Below are 17,148 nucleotides of genomic sequence, written 5' to 3' on the forward strand. Positions count from 1 at the left end.
GTCCTCGGCTGACCGGCGGCCGGCGGCGATCCGGGGCAAGCTGGCCGGATGGGGGAACTGCTGACGGTGGGACACGGGGCGGCCGACCGGGAGCGGCTGGGGGAGCTGCTCGCCGGGGCGGGGATCGCCCTGGTCGTGGACGTGCGCCGGTACCCGGCCAGCCGGACCAACCCCGACGTGCGGCGCGAGGAACTGGCCGACTGGCTGCCGGCGCGGGGCATCGACTACCGCTGGGAGCCGCGCCTCGGTGGCCGCCGGCACGTCCGCGCCGGGGAACCGGAACCGGACACCTGGTGGACCGTGCCGGCCTTCCGGGCGTACGCGGCGTACACCCGCACCGCCGACTTCGACGCGGCGTTGGACGCGGTCCTCGCCGACGCGGCGCGGCGGAGCACCACGGTGCTGTGCAGCGAGAGCGTCTGGTGGCGCTGCCACCGGCGGCTCATCGCCGACGTGGCGGTGCTCGTGCGGGGCGTACCGGTGCGGCACCTGATGTCCGACGGGCGGCTCGGCCCGCACCGGCCGGCCGAGGGCGCCCGCCGCCTCCCCGACGGCCATCTCGTCTGGGACGGCTGAATATCCGGTGACCGCCATCGGCCGCCCGGCTGGTCTCCCGGCATGCCCGAGCTGATCGCCCCGACCACCCGGCTGCACCTGTCCTGGCTGGCCGCCCGCGACGAGTGGGGGCGCGCGCCGGCGAGGCCCAGGTGCCCGAGGGCATGGTGCCGGCGCTCTACCGGTGGATCGTCGAGGACGACGAGGTGCTCGGGGCGGTCTCGCTGCGGCTGCGCCTCAACGACTTCCTGCGCGAGGTCGGCGGCCACATCGGCTACTGCGTCCGGCCCTCGGCCCGGCGGCGGGGCCTGGCCGCCTTCGCGCTCGGCGCGGCGCTGGCGGACGTCCGGGGCACGGAGCTGGGCCGCAGCCGGCGCTACTGGATCGCCACCGGCTGACGCGGGCCGTGTTTCGGCTCCGCTGGAAGGCGTCCGGCATCACTTGCCGAACCGGAAAGACACTCTTAGGCTTGCCGTCATGGAAAATGACTTTGAGCGTCCGGATCGAGAGGCCGCCGCCGAGGCCCTGAGGACGCTCCACGCCGACCGGGAGCGACTCGCGAACGCCGTCGAGGTGCCTCGGCTGCTGCTGCTCGCCTTCGGCGCCCTCGGCGCATGGTGGGTCGCCGCAGCAGCCACCACCGATCCGGGCGCCACCTACCAGCCGCCGATCTCCGGCTGGCTCGCCCTGGTGGGCGGGCTCGTCGTCGCGCATCTCGTCCGGCGCGAGACCGGCATCCGATTCCGGGTCATGGGGGCACGCGCCGGCTGGGCTGTCGCCGGAATCGTCGCGACCTGCCTCGCCCTGTTCAGCGTCTCGCTCGGACTGGTCTCCTCCGATCTGCGGTGGGCAGTGACCTTGACCAGCGCCGCCGCGTTCCTGGTGACGACCTGGCTTGCGGGAGTCGCCTACCGGTCGGCGATCGCCGAACTGCACCGTGACTGAGGCGAGGTTCGACGACACCATCCATGCCCCGGTACGACTGCGCATCTGTGGGCTGCTGAACAACGCCGACCGTCTGGACTTCGCCGTGGTGCGCGACACCCTGGGCATCTCGGATGCGACCCTGTCCAAGCACGTCAAGACCCTCGCGGACGCAGGGCATGTGACGATCAACAAATCCGCGTCCGCCAATCGCACCGATGCCCGTCGCGTCACCTGGCTGTCCCTGAGCCCGACCGGGCGATCGGCCTTCGCTGCCCACATCCGCGCGCTGCAGGACATTGCCGGGCAGCCGCACCTGACTCTCTGAGGATCGACAGCGGCCGGATCGCTGCGGTACGGGCCTGTCCACCTCGCCGCCAGCACCGAGTGGCGGTGACCGAGGTCCACACCGGCGCTAGTCGCGCAGGTCCTCGGCGAGCAGGTCCATCAGCAGGGCGTCGTGCCAGCGGCCGTCCGCGCCCCGCTCGTAGCGGCGCATGATGCCCACCGGACGGAAACCCGCCTTCGCGTACGCCCGGACCGCCGCCGTGTTCGCCGCCGCCGGGTCGACGGTGAACCGGTGGTGGCCGTACGCGTCGACCAGGTGCCGGGCCAGCGTACGGATCGCGTCCCCGGCCACCCCGGCGCCGCGTTCCGCCGGGTCGAGGAAGATGTCCAGGCCGGCGTGGCGGTAGTCCGGGTCGGTCTCGGCGTACCACTGGATCGCGCCGACCAGCCGACCGTCCCGCTCGATGGCGTACACGGTCAGCTCGTCGTCGGCCAGGTCGGCGCGGACCGCCCCCGCCAGGTCGTCGTCCCCGCGCCACCAGCGGCGCACCTCCGGGGTGGCCCGGATCGCGGCGAGCGCGGGCACGTCGGCGTCCGTCACCGGTCGCAGCGTCACCAGCCGCCCGCGCAGCACGGCTCAGCCCCGGATCTCGCCGTGCTCGACGCAGACCGCCGACCAACCGGCCGGTACGACCTGCACCTTCATCCGCCGCCGGCACTGCGCGCAGTAGCGCGGCGGCTCCCACTCCCGGGCCGCCGCGCAGGCCACGTGCCCGCCGGCCGCGGCGTCCTCGCCGCACCGGTCGCACCAGCGCGCCGCCCCGGGCTGCCCGGCGGCGTCGACGAGCTCCGTCACCGCCGCCTCACAGCGTCGCCGAGAGCGCCTTGACCGGCATCTTCAGGTCCTCCAGCAGCTCCAGGTCGGCGGTGGCCGGCCGGCCCAGCGTGGTCAGGTAGTTGCCGACGATGACCGCGTTGATGCCGCCCAGCAGGCCGTCGCGGGTGCCCAGGTCGCCGAGGGTCAGCTCGCGGCCGCCCGCGTACCGCAGGATGGTGCGCGGCATGGCCAGCCGGAACGCGGCGATGGCCCGCAGCGCGTCCTTGCCCTCGACCACCGGCCGGTCCGCCAGCGGGGTGCCCGGGCGCGGGTTGAGGAAGTTCAGCGGGACCTCGTGCGGGTCCAGCGCGGCGAGCTGCGCGGCGAACTCGGCCCGCTGCTCCACCGTCTCGCCCAGGCCGAGGATGCCGCCGCAGCAGACCTCCATGCCGGACTCGCGGACCATCCGCAGGGTCTCCCAGCGCTCCTCCCAGGAGTGCGTGCTGACCACGTTGGGGAAGTACGAGCGGCAGGTCTCCAGGTTGTGGTTGTAGCGGTGCACACCCATCTCGACCAGCTCGTCGACCTGCTCCTGGGAGAGCATGCCCAGCGAGGCGGCGACCTGGATGTCCACCTCCGCCCTGATGGCGGCCACACCCTCGCGCATCTGCTTCATCAGCCGGGCGTCCGGGCCCCGGACGGCGGCCACGATGCAGAACTCGGTCGCCCCGGTGGCCGCGGTCTGCTTGGCCGCCTCGACCAGCGCGGGGATGTCCAGCCAGACGGCGCGGACCGGCGAGGTGAACAGGCCGGACTGTGAGCAGAAGTGGCAGTCCTCCGGGCAGCCGCCGGTCTTCAGCGACACGATGCCCTCGACCTCGACCTCCGGGCCGCACCAGCGCATCCGCACCTCGTGGGCGAGCTGCAGGGCGGCGGGGACGTGCTCGTCGGGCAGGTTCAGCACGGCGAGGACACCGGCCTCGTCGAGGCCGACGCCGTTCTCCAGCACCTGGGTCCGGGCCTGGTCGAGGATCTCTGGCATGGCTCGTACCCTACAAGGCCGCCCAGGCGGCGGGAAACGGCCGGATCGCCCCCTCGACCCGGCCGCGAGCAGCGCCCCGGGCGGGCCGGCGAGCCGGGCCGCGCCACGCCGGGGCACCAGCGCCGGGTGGTAACTTCGCCCGGCGGAAGCGCCCCCACGGGGCGACGGTCGGCGGGAAGGGACCTGGACGGTGGCGGACTGGCTGGCGGCCCTGGACCGCCGCGCCGAGCTGCGGGCGAAGGCCGGGCTGACCCGTACCCTGCGGCCCCGGGCCGCCGGCGATTCGGTGGTCGACCTGGCCGGCAACGACTACCTCGGCCTGGCCACCCACCCGGAGGTCACCGCCGCCGCCGCGCGGGCGTTGTCGGCGTACGGGCTGGGCGCGACCGGCTCCCGGCTGGTGCGCGGCTCCACCGACCTGCACCACGCGCTGGAGGACGCCCTCGCCGGCTGGCTCGGCGTCGACCGGGCGCTGGTCTTCTCCTCCGGCTATCTGGCCAACCTGGCTGCCGTCCGGGGCCTGGTGCAGCCCCGCACGCTGCTGGTCTCCGACGCGCACAACCACGCCTCGCTGATCGACGGCTGCCGGATCTCCGGCGCGCAGACCGTGGTGACCCCGCACGCCGACGTGGACGCGGTGGCCGCCGCCCTCGCCGCCGCGCCGGGCCGTCCCGCCGTGGTGGTCACCGAGTCGGTGTTCTCCGTCGACGGTGACCTGGCCCCGCTGGCGCGGTTGCACGCGGTGGCCCGCCGGCACGGCGCGCTGCTGCTGGTCGACGACGCGCACGGGCTCGGCGTCACCGGCCCGGCCGGGGCCGGCGGGGTGGCCGCCGCCGGGCTGGCCGGCGAGCCGGACGTGGTGGTCACCGCCACCCTCTCCAAGGCGCTCGGCGGGGCCGGGGGCGTGGTCGCCGGGCCGGCCGAGTTCGTCCGGCATTTGGTGGAGACGGGTCGGACCTTCATCTTCGACACCGCGCCGCCGCCGGCCGTGGCGGCCGGTGTGCTGGCGGCGGTGCGGCTGGCCCGGGCCGGCGACGACCTGCGCGCGGAGCTGGCCGCGCGGGTCGCCCTCGCGGTCGACCGGCTCGGCGCGGCCGGGCTGGCGGTCTCCGCCCCCGACGGCGCGGTGGTCTCGGTGACCGCGCCCGGGCCGGAGGCGGCGACCGCCTGGGCGGCGGACTGCCGGGACCGGGGCGTCGCGGTGGGCTGCTTCCGGCCGCCGTCCACCCCGGACAGCCGCTCCCGGCTGCGGCTGACGGTCTCGGCCGGGGTGCCCCGGGCGGACTTCATCCGCGCCCTGGACGTCATCGTGGAGTGTGCGCCGGTTCTGCGAGCCCCGCAGTCGCGAACGGAGGTGGGCTCATGACCAACGGTTGGACCGGTGCGGTGCTGGTGACCGGCACCGACACCGAGGTGGGCAAGACGGTGGTGACCGCCGCCATCGCCGCGGCGGCCCAGGCGGCCGGGCTGCGGGTCGCGGTGGTCAAGCCCGGCCAGACGGGTACGGCCACCGGTGACCCGGGCGACGTCGACTCGGTGACCCGGCTGGCCGCCCCGCTCACCGGCCGGACCCTGGCCGCCTATCCGGACCCGCTCGCCCCGCTCGCCGCGGCCCGGGTCGCCGAGTTGGAGCCGCTGGAGCTCTACACCGCGGTCGACGCGATCCGCGAGGAGGTCGACAAGCACGACCTGGTGCTCGTCGAGGGGGCCGGCGGGCTGCTCGTACCGATGGGGCTGCGGCCCTCCGGCGAGCCCTGGACGGTGGCCGACCTGGCGGTGTCGCTGGGCGCCCCGGCGGTGGTGGTGGCCCGCGCCGGGCTCGGCACGCTCAACCACACCGCGCTCACCCTGGAGGCGCTGGAGCGCCGGGCCGTGCCGGCCGGGGTGGTGATCGGCGCCTGGCCCACCCAGCCGGAGCTGGTGCACTGGCTGAACCTCTCCGAGCTGGTGCCGAACCTGCTGGGCGCGGTGCCGGCGGGCGCGGGCGCGATGGACCCGGGCGTCTTCCGCCGCTCCGCCCCCGGGTGGCTCACCCCGGCGCTGTACGGGGTGCTGGACGACTGGCGGGCCTGGGCCGAGGAGAGCGGCTGAGCACCTGACTTTCGTCGGTACCCGCCCCGCCGGTCGGTGGGTAGCGTGACCGCCGTGCCACCCACCGACCCCGTCCCGCCGACCGACGCGCCCGACGGGCCGGCGTCGGCGCTGCGCCGCCGTCGCCTCGGCGACCTGCTGCTCTGGGTCGTGCTCGCCGCGCCGGTGACGTACGCGGGCCTCACCCCGCCCTGGCCGGGGAGCGCGCTGGTGCGGCTTGCCGGATCGCTGGCGCTGCTCGCCGGCGCGGTGGCCGTCGGCCGCCGGTTGCCGCTGGCCGCGCTGGTGGCGGTGGTGCTCGGCTCCTTCGTCGACGGCAACTTCGTCTTCGCCATCCCGGTGCTCAGCTATCTGGCCGGGCGGCGCAGCCCCGGCACCGGCCGGGTGGCCGTGGTCTTCGGCGTCATCGCGGTCGCCGGCACGGCGCTCAACCTGGGCCTGCTCGGCACCGACCCGTCGACCTGGTTCCTGCTGGCGTCGATCCTGCTGGTGGCGGGGGTCTTTCCCTGGCTGCTGGGTCGGTACCGGCGGCAGCAGGCGGCCCTCGCCGACGCGCAGCGGCGGCACGCCGAGGCGGTACGGCGGGAGCGGCGCGGCGTGACCGACCGGGTCCGGCTGCGGGAGCGGGCCCGCATCGCCGAGGAGATGCACGACTCGCTGGGGCACGAGCTGAGCCTCATCGCGCTGCGGGCCGCCGCGCTGGAGTTGGCCGCCGACCTGCCGGCCGCCCACCGGGCCGCGGCCGGTGAGCTGCGCGCCCGGGTGGCCGCCGCGACCGAGCGGTTGCACGAGATCATCGGTGTGCTGCGCGAGGACCGGGCCGGCTCCGCACGGCCGCCCGACGAGACCGTCGCCGACCTGGTGGAGGGGGCCCGGGACGCCGGGATGGCGGTCGCCCTGCGCACCGGTGCCGGTCCGGTGGATCTGCCGCCGCTCACCGCGCACGCCGTGCACCGGGTGGTCCGCGAGGCGCTCACCAACGCCGCCCGGTACGCCCCCGGCGCGCCGGTGACGGTCGCCGTGCAACGGCGCGCCGGGGCGGTGGCGGTCGACGTGGTGAACGGCGCGTCCCCGACCGGGCCGCTGCCGGGGCCGGCGGCGCACGGCTCCGGCCTGCTCGCCCTGCGCGAGCGGGTCCGGCTCGCCGGTGGCAGCTTCGACGCCGGCCCGCGCGGCGGCGGCTTCGCGGTCACCGCCCACCTGCCGCTGCACCCCCCGCCGGCCGGGCCGGTACCCGCCGGCGACGACAGGTCGGTCGGGGTACCGGTGCCTGCCGGTGACGACATGGCCGTCGTCGGGTCGGTGTCGTCGGCCGACGAGGCGGCGACCGGTCGCACGGCGCCCGGGACGGGTCCGGCCGGGCCGCGTCGCCCCGCCTGGTCGGTCGAGGACGAGGGTGAGGACGGTCCGGACGACGGCCGGTCGGATCCGGCCGCCGAGGCGGAGCGGCGGCTGGGGGACGCCCGACGGCGGGTCCGGCACAGCCTGCTGGTGGCGTTCGGTGCTCCGGCGCTGCTCGGACTGGTGCTCGCCCTCGTCTACTACCCGCTGGCCGCCACGGGCGCGGAACTCGACCGGGCCGGCTACGAGCGGCTGCGTGTCGGCGCTGCCCGCGACGGCCTCGGGCTGCCCCGCCGGCAGGTGCCGCCGCCCACCGCGGACGCCCCGCCGGGCTGCGAGTACTACACCGACGGGAACTTCCCCTTCGCGAGGCCGACCTGGCGGCTCTGCTTCGCCGACGGCCGGCTGGTCAGCAAGGAGTGGATCGCGCGATGACCGACGATCACGGGCAGCCGCTGCGGGTGGTGCTCGCCGACGACGAGGCGATGATCCGGGCCGGGGTGCGGGCCATCCTGGCCGCCGATCCGGGGATCGAGGTGGTCGGCGAGGCCGGCGACGGCCGGGTGGCGGTCGAGCTGGTCCGCGCCCACCGGCCCCGGGTGGCACTGCTGGACATCCGGATGCCGCGCTTCGACGGGCTGAGCGCGGCCGCCGAGATCGGCCGGCTGGTGCCGGAGACCGCCACCGTCATGCTCACCACGTTCGGCGAGGACGACCTGATCGCCCGGGCGCTCGGTCTCGGCGCGAGCGGCTTCCTGCTCAAGTCCGGGGATCCCCGGGAACTGCTGGCCGGGATCCGGGCGGTCGCCGACGGCGGGGCGTACCTGTCGCCCCGGGTGGCCCGCCGGGTGATCGAGCTGAGCGGCGGGCGGCTCGCCCGCACCCCGTACGCGCGGGACCGGCTCGCCGGGCTGACCGAGCGGGAGCGGGAGGTGCTGGCGTTGGTCGGGGCGGGGCTGTCCAACGCCGAGATCGCCCGCCGGCTGCACCTCGTCGAGGGAACCGTGAAGAGCTACCTGACCAGCATCTTCACCCGCCTGGACGTGCGCAACCGGGTGCAGGCGGCGATCCTCGCGTACGAGGCGGGGCTGGTGCCGCCGACCGGCTGACCAACCCCGCCCCGTCCTCACGCGTCGCGCCGGGCCAGCGCCCACCGGCCGAGGGCCAGCGCCCCGGCCGCCCAGCCGGCGAGGACCAGCAGCCCCACCGCCGCCGGGTACGGCTCGCTGTCGCCCGCCAGGAAGTGGTTGCCGGCCACCCCGGGGAACGCGTCGGCGATCCGGGTGAGCACGGTGATCCCGGGCTCCTGCAACGACAGCGGCACGATCATCAGCAGCGCGAGGAGCACGGTGAGGGTGAGCACCGCGCCGCGCAGCGCCGTCGCCAGGCCCAGCGCCAGCACCCCCAGCACGGCCAGGTACGCCGCCGACGCCACGATGTCGCGGACCGTCCCGCCCAGCGGGGCCCGCCCCCACTCGCCCAGCACCGGCCGGGCGACGACCGCCCCGACGACGCCGAGCAGCAGCCCGACCAGGAAGGTCACCACCCCGACCACGACCGCCTTGGCCAGCAGCACCCGGCCCCGCGACGGGGTGCAGCGCAGCGTGGTCCGGATGGTGCCGGTGGTGTACTCGCTGGTGATCGCGAAGAGCCCGAGGGCGAGCACCACGTACTGGGTGAGTTCGAGGGAACCGGTCACGATGTCGCCGACCGGGAGGACCCCCGGGTCGATCGCGTGGTCGTCGTCGGTGTTCGCGTTGACCGCGTAGATGGCGAGCTGGGCGGCGGTGGCCGCCATGGTCAGCACGGACGCCGCCAGCGTCCACCAGGTGGCGCGGACGCTGCTCAGCTTGGTCCACTCGGCGGCCACCGCGCCGGCGAACGGGCCGGTGGTCGGAACGGGTCGCGTCACCGTGGTCATCGGCTGCCACCTCCGGTGCGGCCGGCCGCGTACTCGACGCTGTCGGCGGTCAGTTCCAGGAACGCCTCCTCCAGCGAGGCGGCCACCGGGCTCAGCTCGTGCACCCGCACCCCCACCTCGTACGCGAGGTCGCCGATCCGGGCGGCGGAGGAGCCGGTGACGGTCAGCGCGTCGCCGTCCGTGGTCACGGTCGCCCCCTCGGCGGCCAGCCGGTCGTGCAGCGCGGTGAGGGCGGCCGGCTCCGGGGCGCGGACCCGGACCGCGGTGGCCGGTCCGGCGGCGATCAGCTCGGCCAGCGGCGCGTCGGCGATCAGCCGGCCGCGCCCGAGCACCACCACCCGATCGGCGGTCTGCTGCATCTCGCTCATCAGGTGGCTGGAGAGCAGCACGGTGCGCCCCTCGTCGGCCAGGTCGCGGGTGAACCGGCGGATCCAGCGCACCCCGTCCGGGTCGAGCCCGTTGACCGGCTCGTCCAGCAGCAGCACCGGCGGGTCGCCGAGCAGCGCCGCCGCGATGCCGAGCCGCTGGGCCATGCCCAGCGACAGCGCCCGCCCCGGCTTGGCGACGGCGCGCCCGTCCAGCCCGACCAGGTCGAGCACCTCGTCCACCCGACGGGCGGGTACGCCGTTGCTGCGGGCCGTCGCGGTCAGGTGCGCCCGCCCGGACCGGGCCGGGTGGATGCCGGTCGCGTCGAGCAGCGCGCCCACCTGGTACAGCGGGTGGCGCAGCTCCCGGTAGGGCCGGCCGTCTACCAGGGCCCGTCCGGCGGTCGGGCGGTCCAGCCCGAGCACCATCCGCATGGTGGTGGACTTGCCCGCGCCGTTGGGGCCGAGGAAGCCGGTCACCTGCCCGGGTCCGATGTCGAGGGTCAGGTCGTCGACCGCGGTGGTCGGCCCGAACCGTTTGGTCAGGCCACGAAGTGTGATCATGCGCCGACGGTAGGGAGCCGGCGGGGGTCCGCGCCGCCGTCGATCGGCAGGGTGCGCACCTGACTTTCGTCAGCTCCGGCGCACCACGAACGCGTCCGGCATCCGGAAGGTGAGGTTGTCCGGGCACCACGGCGCGCGGAGCACGGTCACCCCGTCGAGCAGCGGGGCCGCCTCGGCCACCACCACGGCCGCCTCCATCCGGGCCAGCTGCGCGCCGACGCACCGGTGCGCCCCCGCTCCGAAGGCCAGGTGCCGACGCGAGCCGCGCTGGCCGGGCCGGAACGCGCCGGGGTCGGCGACCACCGCCGGGTCCCGACCGGCCCGGGCCAGCCAGGCGACGATGCTGGTGCCGGCGGGCACCGGGGTGTCGCCGAGCACGGTGTCGACCGCGGCGACCCGGCGCCAGGTGACGATCGGCGGTTCCAGCCGCAGCCCCTCCTCGACCACGTCGGCCACGGCGACCGTGCCGGCGCGCAGCCCGTCCCGGACCGCCGGTTCGCCGGCCAGCCGGTGCAACAGCAGGGTGAGGAACTGCGAGGTGGTCTCCTGGCCGGCGACCAGCAGGAAGAAGAGCGCGCCGACGACCACGTCGGGGGAGTGCCCGGCGGCCCGCAGCCGGGCGGCCAGCCCGCCACCGGTGCCGGCGAAGGCGCGCAGCACGGTGTGGAAGCGCCCCACCTCGGCGGCGAGGGCGAGCTGGCGGGGCTCGTCCAGCGGCGCCCAGAACAGCTCCAGGGCGGCCCGGGCGAAGTCCTTCACCGCCCCGACCGGGGCGTCCGGCAGCTCGACCAGCCGGGCCAGCACCAGCAGCGGAAGGTCGGCGGCGAGGTCGGCGTACAGGTCGACCGGCCGGCCCGCGTCGAGGTCGGCGGCGAGCCGGTCGACCCGCCGCCGGACCAGGTCGGTCAGCCAGGGCTGCTGGGCGGCCACCCGGTCCGGGTGCAGCGCCGCGGCGACGATGCCGCGGATCTCCGGGTGGCTGGCCGAGGAGTTGTTCGCCAGCGTCGGCGGCAGCCGGAACCGGTGCCCGGCGAGGACCCGCAGGGCGGCCACCGGGATCGGGGTCACCGCGTCCAGCGCGTTGTCCGGCCGGAACGTCTGCGCGTCCGCGAGCAGCCGGCGGACCAGCGCGTGCCGGGTCACCACCAGATGGGGTACGCCGACGTGGTCGCGCACCGTGGCCACGTCCGGCCACGGCCCGTCGACGGACTCGCCCCAGCCCCGGAACAGCACGGCGACACGCTAGCGGGCGGCTCCCGGCGGGGCCGGGTCCAGCTCCCACACGGTGGTGTGCTTCACCCGGACGCTCTCCAGCGCCTCGGTCACCGGCACGTCGTAGCCGGCCAGCTCGTGGAAGCGGTCGCGGGGCAGGAACGCCCGGCCGGGGTCGCCGACCAGCACCCGGGCCCCGGCGCGGGCGGCCCGGAGCAGGAAGCGCAGCATCCGCCGGGCCATCGCCTCGCTGTAGAAGACGTCCCCGGCGAGCACCACCTCGGCGTCCCCGGCGTCACCGTCCAGGATGTCGCCGAGTTCGGCGTCGACGCGTACCCCGTTGGCCTCGGCGTTGAGCGCGACGGCCGCGACGGCCCGCTCGTCGACCTCGACGGCGCGGACGGCGGCGGCGCCGGCCCGGGCGGCGGCGATGGCGACCAGTCCGGAGCCGGAGGCGAGGTCGAGCACCCGGCGGCCGGCGACCAGTTCGGAGTGGTCGGTGACGTAGCGGGCCAGGCCCTGCCCGCCGGCCCAGGCGAACGCCCAGAACGGCGGCGGCTGGGCGCTGCGGAACTCGCCCTCGGTCAGTTCCCACAGGCCGATCGGCTCGTCGGCCTGGTGCAGCCGCACCTCGGGGACGAAGGGGACCGGGGCGAGCCGGGCGTGCAGCCGGACGAAGGCCGCGGAGAGGTCGGACACCCGGCGATTCTGTCCTACGCCCGGCCGCCGCCCGCAGCCGATCCCGGGCGTGTCGCGGGGCTGCCGTGGTCGGTTCACCACGCTGGGTGAAATCCGCCCCCGGGGTTGGCGACCGGTGCGAACACGCCCGTCTACCGGCCGCCCGGTGCCGCTCATAGCGTTCTTCCGGAGGGACGCGACCGACGGGAGGGCAGTGGCGGTGGTGAGCGGGTGGCGGTACGCGCTGCGGATCGGGGTGACGCTCGCCTGCGTGCTGGGGGCGGGGCTGGGGGTGACCGGTCCGGCCCGGGCGGCGGCCGCGTTCGCCACCGAGCTGAGCGGGCTGCCCGACGAGTTCACCGCGGGTGACCGGGTGGAGACCCTCTCCGCGGTGGTGTCCCGCTCCGACGGCGGTGGCTGCGTGAAGGTGCGCTGGTCGATGCTGCTCCAGGTGCGGGGCCTGCGGTTGGACCAGGTGAAGGTGGACCGGGTCGAGGAGAACGGCTCCTTCCCGCTGGAGATCCGGACCGAGGGGGACGTGGCCCGGCTGACCGACCGGGAGCTGGACCCGGGGCTGCTCTGTCCGGGGCGCACGGTCACCGCTCGCTACCGGGTCGCCTTCGCCGAGGACGTCTCCCGGGGGCGGGTGAGCTTCGCCGCCGAGGCGTACGACCAGAACCTGCGGCTGCTGTCCCGGCGCAGCGCCACCCGTGAGGTGGTGGGGGAGGAGGCGGCGCGGCCGAGCCCCTCGGCGGACGGGCCGACGGCCAGCCCGACCCCCGAGGCCGAGCCCGCGTCGACCGAGCCGGAGGCGGAGCCGACCGCGAGCGAGAGCGCGGTGGCCGAGCTGCCGCCGCCGGGCGCGGCCGGCCGTCCGGTCGCCTCGGCGGGGGGATTCGGCGTGGTCCAGGCGGCCTTCGTCCTCGGCGGTCTGCTGATCTTCCTCGGCGCCGGGCTGCTGCTGCGGATGCGCCGCCTGCTGGGCCCGGCAGACGCGGCCGGGCGGGCGGGGTCGGTCCGGCGGCGGTGGCGGGGCTGATCCGGGCCCACTTTACAAAAGCTGCCCTCTTGTAAAATGAAGTGACGGCTGCCACAGTCTGGGGAGGAGTCGACGGAGGAGGCCGACCATGGGCGCCGACACCACCACCTGGCGGGACACCCGCAAACCACTCTGGCCGCTCGCGCTGCTCGTGCCCGTGCTGCCCTTCCTCGCCTGGGCCCTCTGGCGCGCCGGCGCGGGGGCCTGGGCCTGGTGGCTCACCCCGCTGGTGGTCTTCGGCGCGATCCCCGTGGCCGACCTGCTGCTCGGCGACAACCGGGAGAACCCGCCGGACGAGGCCATGCCGGCCCTGGCGGCCGACGGCTACTACCGCTGGCTCACCTACCTCTGGCTGCCCGCCCAGTACGCCGCGCTGGTGCTCTGCTGTGCGGTCTGGGCCGCCGGTGGACTGTCCTGGGTGGCCGCCGCCGGGCTGGTCGCCACCGTCGGGGTGGTCGACGGCATCGCCATCAACACCGCGCACGAGCTGGGCCACAAGCGGGAGACGGCGGAGCGCTGGCTCTCCAAGATCGCACTCGCGCCCACCGCGTACGGGCACTTCTACGTCGAGCACAACCGGGGACACCACACCCGCGTCGCCACCCCGGAGGACCCGGCCAGCTCGCGGCTCGGGGAGAGCTTCTGGGCGTTCTGGCCGCGTACCGTCCTCGGCAGCCTGCGTTCGGCCTGGCGGCTGGAGACCAGCCGGTTCCGGCTGCGCGGCCGCAACCCCTGGACCTGGCGCAACGACGTGCTGAACGCCTGGGCGATGACCGTGCTGCTCTACGCGGCGCTCGCGCTGGTGTTCGGCCCCGGCGTGCTGGTCTTCCTGGCGCTCCAGGCGGTGACCGGCTTCTCCCTGCTCGAGGTGGTCAACTACCTGGAGCACTACGGCCTGGCCCGGCAACGCACCGCCGCCGGACGCTACGAGAAGGTCGACCCCCGGCACAGCTGGAACAGCGACCGGACCGTCACCAACGTCTTCCTCTTCCAGTTGCAGCGGCACAGCGACCACCACGCCAACCCGTTGCGCCGCTACCAGACGCTGCGCAGCTTCGAGGCCTCACCGCAGCTGCCGGCCGGCTACGCGACCATGGTGGTCACCGCGCTGGTGCCGCCGCTGTGGCGGCGGGTGATGGACCACCGGGTGCTCGCGCACTACGGCGGCGACCTGGAGCTGGCCAACGTCCACCCGCCGGCCCGCGACCGGCTGCGCGGGCGCCGTCGCCCGGCGGCCAGCCCCGAGTCGTACGCGGGCTGAGGCCGGCGGGATCCGGTCGTCCCCCACCCCCTGGTCGACGACCGGGTCCCGCCCTCGTCCCGGGGCGGCCGGTCCGCCCTCGACGCGGCGGGTCCCGCCCTCAGTCCAGCGCGGCCGGCTCCAGCCCCAGCTCGCGGGCGGCCACCAGGCGGACCCACTCGGCGATCTGCCGCCGGGTGATCACCCGCTCGTGCACCGAGAGCTGCACCGCGAGGCCGTCCATCACGGCGCTGATCCGCCACGCCGCGCCCGCCGGGTCGGGGCAGTCGAAGGTGCCGGCGGCCACCCCGTCGGCGATGACCGCGGCGAGGTCCTGCCGCCAGCGCAGGTCGAGCCGGCGGGAGACCTTCTCCAGCTCCGGGGTACGCATCGACTCGGCCCAGCCGTCGATCCAGAGCGACCAGGAGGTCGAGCGTCCGGTCGGGGCGTAGAGGCGGAGCATCCGGCGCAGCTTGGCCAGCGGCGGGGCCGAGGAGCGGACCACCGCGTCGAGCTTGGTCAGGTCCTGTTCCGCGGCGTACGCGAAGGCCTGCGCGAGCATCCGGTCCTTGGTGGCGAAGTGGTAGAAGACCAGCGCCTGACTGACCCCGGCGGCCTCCGCCACGTCGGCCGTGCGGGTGTTGGCGAGTCCCCGTTCCGCGATCACGTCACAGGCCGTGCGAAGCAGGGCATCCAGGCGGATCTCGGCGGCACGTCTCGTCACGTCCGTTACCGTAGCCCATCCGACTGACCACGAGGAGTCACGAAGTCGGCCCGTCGCCCGCGCGACAGTCGGATCCCGGACAGATCGCCCTCTGCGCCTCGCCGCCCTGCTCAACCCCACTACCCAGTCTCCTAGGAAGCTCTAGGGGAGGGGTGGTCCGTCACCCGGACGCGCCCGGAATCGGACCCCGATTTGGCAACCGTTCCCGGGCTCGGCTAAAGTTCTCATCCGTCACCGGGAAACACCGGGGGCACGCGGACGTAGCGCAGCTGGTAGCGCATCACCTTGCCAAGGTGAGGGTCGCGGGTTCGAATCCCGTCGTCCGCTCGGAGATGCCACCACGCATGTCGGGGGCAACCTCGGTGGAGTGGCCGAGAGGCGAGGCAACGGCCTGCAAAGCCGTGTACACGGGTTCAAATCCCGTCTCCACCTCGCAATGCGACGAGGGCGATTGGCGCAGTGGGAGCGCGCTTCCTTGACACGGAAGAGGTCACTGGTTCAAACCCAGTATCGCCCACCAGTGCGATGAGCAAAAGGCTCGTCACCGGATCCCGGTGACGAGCCTTTCTGTCTCTCCGGCCCCGCCGGCGGTCACACCGTCGCCCCAGGCCGGTGCCGGTTCCCCGGCACGCGAACGGGGACGCCACCGGGCGTCCCCGTTCGTCGATCAGCGGGACCGATCAGCTCCGTCGGCCCCGACACCCGGGTCACAGCGGCGGGGCGACGTCCCGGCGCTCCTCGACCCGGCGGTACTCGACCGGCTCGGCGGTGGTGACCACCTCGCGGCGGCGACCCCACACCAGCGTGGTCATGATCAGACCGAGTACGCCCGCCGCCATCAGGATCCAGCCGACGACGTCGAGGTTCACACCGCCGATGCTGGCGTCGAGCGCGAAGGTGAGGATCGCGCCGACCGCGATCAGGAAGATGCTGGTACCGATTCCCACGACAGCCTCCTTAAGGGGGATGTGGTGTGCTGTCGAGGAGAGTCAGTACCCCGCCCGTCACCGAACCAATCCCAGGTCAGGCGGGACCGGGCCGGCGCCCGGTGGGTCGGTTCGACCGACGATCTTGCCATCGGGTACAGTTCTCCCCGTCGCCACCGCACGACGGCGACACGCGGACGTAGCGCAGCTGGTAGCGCATCACCTTGCCAAGGTGAGGGTCGCGGGTTCGAATCCCGTCGTCCGCTCGCGAACCGCCCCCGATCGGGGGCTACACCTCCGGCACCTGCCGGACGGACCCACGGGCGATTGGCGCAGTGGGAGCGCGCTTCCTTGACACGGAAGAGGTCACTGGTTCAAACCCAGTATCGCCCACCAGCACCGCGAAGGCCCGGCTCATCTGAGCCGGGCCTTCGCTGTTGCGTTGGTCAGCTGTTCCAGTGCTGGGCGACGAGGTCGGCGGCCTGCTGCTCCCACTGCGCGTACGCATCCGGGTAGGCGCTGACCTGGACGGTCTGGGCGGCCTCGGTCAGCGGCATGTCCTGCCAGCCGTCGACCTGCTTCAGACCCTTCTCGAACGCCAGGGTCGCGTACTCCGGGTCGGTGATCTGCTCCGGCGTACCCCAACCACTGGAGGGGCGCTGCTGGAACAGGCCCAGCGAGTCGTGGTCGTTCTTGTCGCCCAGGTGACCCAGGTTCTCCAGCTTCGACTCCTGCAGCGCGGTGGCGATCGAGATCACCGCGGCCCGCTCCGGCAGACCCGCCTTCTTCGTGGCGGCGATGATCGCCTTCACGTTGGCGGTCTGCTCGGCGTTCAGATCAATCTTCGACTGCGCGCCCTGCACACCGTGCGGGACCAGCTTGCCCCTGTCCGGCTTGTCGGCGCTCTGCACCACCGCGACGGGCTTCGCGTCCTTGACCGGGGCATCGGCGTGGGCCGCGAGCGGACCACCGAACACACCACCGGCAAACGCCAGACCAGCAACACCGAGCACGCTCTTACGAATGATCGTGTTCATGGGAAAAGCTCCATTCGGGGGTCGACGCACACGGGGGGGTGTGCGCAAGCACCACGTCAGGCGCTCAAGAAAGTCTCGGGGGGATCCGGCAGCTCGCGGGGCGGGGGCCTCTTCGCGACGCCGGGACCAGATGTAACGACCGGCGGTCCACCGTCATTCCCCGGCGGGGCCACCCCGTCGGGCGGGGCGGGTCCTGCTCGGCCGTTCACCCGGATACAACGACCCCACCCCCGCCACCATTCCGCCCCCACGGTGCCCCCGACCACACCCGGGGACGGACATCCGGGCCTGATCACGACAACCGCCACACCCCACGCACGGACCCGACACGGAGCCGCCCCGGTCGCGGCTGTGCGCGCCGCTGTGTCACGCGGGTCCCGGTGG

The 17,148-nt window shown here is 74.9% G+C and carries 20 protein-coding genes and 5 tRNA genes; 15 read left to right on the plus strand and 10 right to left on the minus strand.

The genetic code is table 11. The features are described from left to right. The first annotated feature begins 48 nt into the window (after window positions 1-48). From GA0070611_RS00250 to GA0070611_RS00265, 4 genes are all read left to right on the plus strand, one after another. Window positions 49-576 (plus strand): DUF488 domain-containing protein, encoded by a 528-nt coding sequence (locus tag GA0070611_RS00250; RefSeq protein ID WP_091655757.1) that lies wholly within the window; start codon window positions 49-51, stop codon window positions 574-576. A 131-nt stretch (window positions 577-707) separates the two neighbouring features. Then, window positions 708-953: a GNAT family N-acetyltransferase gene (locus GA0070611_RS00255; RefSeq protein WP_231921281.1), complete on the plus strand. Its 246-nt coding sequence runs from the start codon at window positions 708-710 to the stop codon at window positions 951-953. A 79-nt stretch (window positions 954-1,032) separates the two neighbouring features. After that, the gene (locus GA0070611_RS00260; RefSeq protein ID WP_091655758.1) at window positions 1,033-1,500 is read left to right on the plus strand and encodes a hypothetical protein; all 468 of its coding nucleotides are present in this window, start codon (window positions 1,033-1,035) and stop codon (window positions 1,498-1,500) included. After that, complete coding sequence (locus GA0070611_RS00265) at window positions 1,493-1,807, plus strand: transcriptional regulator (RefSeq protein WP_091655759.1); 315 nt, start codon at window positions 1,493-1,495, stop codon at window positions 1,805-1,807. Before GA0070611_RS00260 ends, GA0070611_RS00265 begins: the two co-directional genes overlap by 8 nt. 87 nt (window positions 1,808-1,894) lie before the next feature. Here the strand turns inward: GA0070611_RS00265 and GA0070611_RS00270 are convergent, their stop codons facing one another. Genes GA0070611_RS00270 through bioB form a run of 3 tightly spaced genes read right to left on the minus strand, consistent with a single transcriptional unit; the run spans window position 1,895 to window position 3,626 of the window. Next, window positions 1,895-2,401, minus strand: a complete 507-nt coding sequence (locus GA0070611_RS00270; protein ID WP_091655760.1) for a GNAT family N-acetyltransferase — start codon at window positions 2,399-2,401, stop codon at window positions 1,895-1,897. 3 nt (window positions 2,402-2,404) lie between these two features. Beyond that, window positions 2,405-2,623, minus strand: coding sequence for a biotin synthase auxiliary protein BsaP (gene bsaP, locus GA0070611_RS00275; RefSeq protein ID WP_091655761.1), 219 nt, complete (start codon window positions 2,621-2,623; stop codon window positions 2,405-2,407). A 7-nt stretch (window positions 2,624-2,630) separates the two neighbouring features. After that, window positions 2,631-3,626, minus strand: a complete 996-nt coding sequence (gene bioB, locus GA0070611_RS00280) for a biotin synthase BioB (RefSeq protein ID WP_091655762.1) — start codon at window positions 3,624-3,626, stop codon at window positions 2,631-2,633. A gap of 190 nt (window positions 3,627-3,816) precedes the next feature. Between bioB and GA0070611_RS00285 the strand changes: the two genes are divergently transcribed. From GA0070611_RS00285 to GA0070611_RS00300, 4 genes are read left to right on the plus strand one after another with little or no spacing between them, the layout of a single operon-like run. Further along, window positions 3,817-4,992, plus strand: a complete 1,176-nt coding sequence (locus GA0070611_RS00285; protein WP_091655763.1) for an 8-amino-7-oxononanoate synthase — start codon at window positions 3,817-3,819, stop codon at window positions 4,990-4,992. Further along, window positions 4,989-5,717: a dethiobiotin synthase gene (gene bioD / locus GA0070611_RS00290; RefSeq protein ID WP_091655764.1), complete on the plus strand. Its 729-nt coding sequence runs from the start codon at window positions 4,989-4,991 to the stop codon at window positions 5,715-5,717. Before GA0070611_RS00285 ends, bioD begins: the two co-directional genes overlap by 4 nt. Window positions 5,718-5,771: 54 nt before the next feature. Further along, on the plus strand, window positions 5,772-7,493 hold the full coding sequence (locus tag GA0070611_RS00295) for a histidine kinase (RefSeq protein WP_231921282.1): 1,722 nt from the start codon (window positions 5,772-5,774) through the stop codon (window positions 7,491-7,493). After that, a complete protein-coding gene (locus tag GA0070611_RS00300) occupies window positions 7,490-8,167 on the plus strand; it encodes a response regulator (protein ID WP_091655765.1) in 678 nt (225 codons plus the stop codon). Before GA0070611_RS00295 ends, GA0070611_RS00300 begins: the two co-directional genes overlap by 4 nt. 17 nt (window positions 8,168-8,184) lie before the next feature. On the opposite strand, the gene GA0070611_RS00305 is transcribed toward GA0070611_RS00300, so the two are convergent. The 4 genes from GA0070611_RS00305 to GA0070611_RS00320 all read right to left on the minus strand — a co-directional run bounded on the left by GA0070611_RS00305 (window position 8,185) and on the right by GA0070611_RS00320 (window position 11,819). Further along, on the minus strand, window positions 8,185-8,979 hold the full coding sequence (locus tag GA0070611_RS00305; RefSeq protein ID WP_091655766.1) for an ABC transporter permease subunit: 795 nt from the start codon (window positions 8,977-8,979) through the stop codon (window positions 8,185-8,187). Then, window positions 8,976-9,908 carry an ABC transporter ATP-binding protein gene (locus GA0070611_RS00310; RefSeq protein ID WP_091655767.1) on the minus strand — a complete coding sequence of 311 codons (933 nt, stop codon included), beginning with the start codon at window positions 9,906-9,908 and terminating at the stop codon, window positions 8,976-8,978. The genes GA0070611_RS00305 and GA0070611_RS00310 overlap by 4 nt, the downstream gene beginning before the upstream one ends. A gap of 69 nt (window positions 9,909-9,977) precedes the next feature. Beyond that, the gene (locus tag GA0070611_RS00315; protein WP_091655768.1) at window positions 9,978-11,141 is read right to left on the minus strand and encodes a cytochrome P450; all 1,164 of its coding nucleotides are present in this window, start codon (window positions 11,139-11,141) and stop codon (window positions 9,978-9,980) included. A 9-nt stretch (window positions 11,142-11,150) separates the two neighbouring features. Then, a complete protein-coding gene (locus tag GA0070611_RS00320) occupies window positions 11,151-11,819 on the minus strand; it encodes a class I SAM-dependent methyltransferase (RefSeq protein WP_091655769.1) in 669 nt (222 codons plus the stop codon). Window positions 11,820-12,018: 199 nt separating this feature from the next. On the opposite strand from GA0070611_RS00320, the gene GA0070611_RS00325 reads away from it, so the two are divergent. Together GA0070611_RS00325 and GA0070611_RS00330 are read left to right on the plus strand one after the other, a co-directional pair. Continuing rightward, on the plus strand, window positions 12,019-12,837 hold the full coding sequence (locus tag GA0070611_RS00325; protein WP_231921283.1) for a hypothetical protein: 819 nt from the start codon (window positions 12,019-12,021) through the stop codon (window positions 12,835-12,837). An 88-nt stretch (window positions 12,838-12,925) separates the two neighbouring features. Continuing rightward, on the plus strand, window positions 12,926-14,098 hold the full coding sequence (locus GA0070611_RS00330; protein ID WP_091655770.1) for an alkane 1-monooxygenase: 1,173 nt from the start codon (window positions 12,926-12,928) through the stop codon (window positions 14,096-14,098). A gap of 100 nt (window positions 14,099-14,198) precedes the next feature. Here the strand turns inward: GA0070611_RS00330 and GA0070611_RS00335 are convergent, their stop codons facing one another. Next, on the minus strand, window positions 14,199-14,801 hold the full coding sequence (locus tag GA0070611_RS00335) for a TetR/AcrR family transcriptional regulator (protein ID WP_091655771.1): 603 nt from the start codon (window positions 14,799-14,801) through the stop codon (window positions 14,199-14,201). A gap of 254 nt (window positions 14,802-15,055) precedes the next feature. Between GA0070611_RS00335 and GA0070611_RS00340 the strand changes: the two genes are divergently transcribed. From GA0070611_RS00340 to GA0070611_RS00350, 3 genes are all read left to right on the plus strand, one after another. Then, window positions 15,056-15,128, plus strand: a tRNA-Gly gene (locus GA0070611_RS00340). 34 nt (window positions 15,129-15,162) lie between these two features. After that, window positions 15,163-15,233 (plus strand) — tRNA-Cys (locus GA0070611_RS00345). Window positions 15,234-15,246: 13 nt separating this feature from the next. Further along, a tRNA-Val gene (locus GA0070611_RS00350) sits at window positions 15,247-15,321 on the plus strand. Window positions 15,322-15,508: 187 nt separating this feature from the next. On the opposite strand, the gene GA0070611_RS00355 is transcribed toward GA0070611_RS00350, so the two are convergent. Beyond that, complete coding sequence (locus tag GA0070611_RS00355) at window positions 15,509-15,748, minus strand: DUF6458 family protein (RefSeq protein WP_091655772.1); 240 nt, start codon at window positions 15,746-15,748, stop codon at window positions 15,509-15,511. Between the two features lie 172 nt (window positions 15,749-15,920). On the opposite strand from GA0070611_RS00355, the gene GA0070611_RS00360 reads away from it, so the two are divergent. Further along, window positions 15,921-15,993: transfer RNA gene (locus GA0070611_RS00360), tRNA-Gly, on the plus strand. Window positions 15,994-16,048: 55 nt separating this feature from the next. Then, window positions 16,049-16,123 (plus strand) — tRNA-Val (locus tag GA0070611_RS00365). 50 nt (window positions 16,124-16,173) lie between these two features. Here GA0070611_RS00365 and GA0070611_RS00370 read toward each other — a convergent pair. Next, window positions 16,174-16,764 carry a hypothetical protein gene (locus GA0070611_RS00370; RefSeq protein ID WP_091655773.1) on the minus strand — a complete coding sequence of 197 codons (591 nt, stop codon included), beginning with the start codon at window positions 16,762-16,764 and terminating at the stop codon, window positions 16,174-16,176. Window positions 16,765-17,148: the final 384 nt, after the last annotated feature.

The sequence above is a fragment of the Micromonospora auratinigra genome (genome assembly GCF_900089595.1).
GTDB lineage: Bacteria > Actinomycetota > Actinomycetes > Mycobacteriales > Micromonosporaceae > Micromonospora > Micromonospora auratinigra.

Coding starts and splice junctions, on each gene's coding strand:
- GA0070611_RS00250 (WP_091655757.1), top strand. CDS start 49: ATGGGGGAACTGCTGACGGTGGGACACGGGGCGGCCGACCGGGAGCGG.
- GA0070611_RS00260 (WP_091655758.1), top strand. CDS start 1,033: ATGGAAAATGACTTTGAGCGTCCGGATCGAGAGGCCGCCGCCGAGGCC.
- bioB (WP_091655762.1), bottom strand. CDS start 3,626: ATGCCAGAGATCCTCGACCAGGCCCGGACCCAGGTGCTGGAGAACGGC.
- bioD (WP_091655764.1), top strand. CDS start 4,989: ATGACCAACGGTTGGACCGGTGCGGTGCTGGTGACCGGCACCGACACC.
- GA0070611_RS00300 (WP_091655765.1), top strand. CDS start 7,490: ATGACCGACGATCACGGGCAGCCGCTGCGGGTGGTGCTCGCCGACGAC.
- GA0070611_RS00305 (WP_091655766.1), bottom strand. CDS start 8,979: ATGACCACGGTGACGCGACCCGTTCCGACCACCGGCCCGTTCGCCGGC.
- GA0070611_RS00310 (WP_091655767.1), bottom strand. CDS start 9,908: ATGATCACACTTCGTGGCCTGACCAAACGGTTCGGGCCGACCACCGCG.
- GA0070611_RS00330 (WP_091655770.1), top strand. CDS start 12,926: ATGGGCGCCGACACCACCACCTGGCGGGACACCCGCAAACCACTCTGG.
- GA0070611_RS00370 (WP_091655773.1), bottom strand. CDS start 16,764: ATGAACACGATCATTCGTAAGAGCGTGCTCGGTGTTGCTGGTCTGGCG.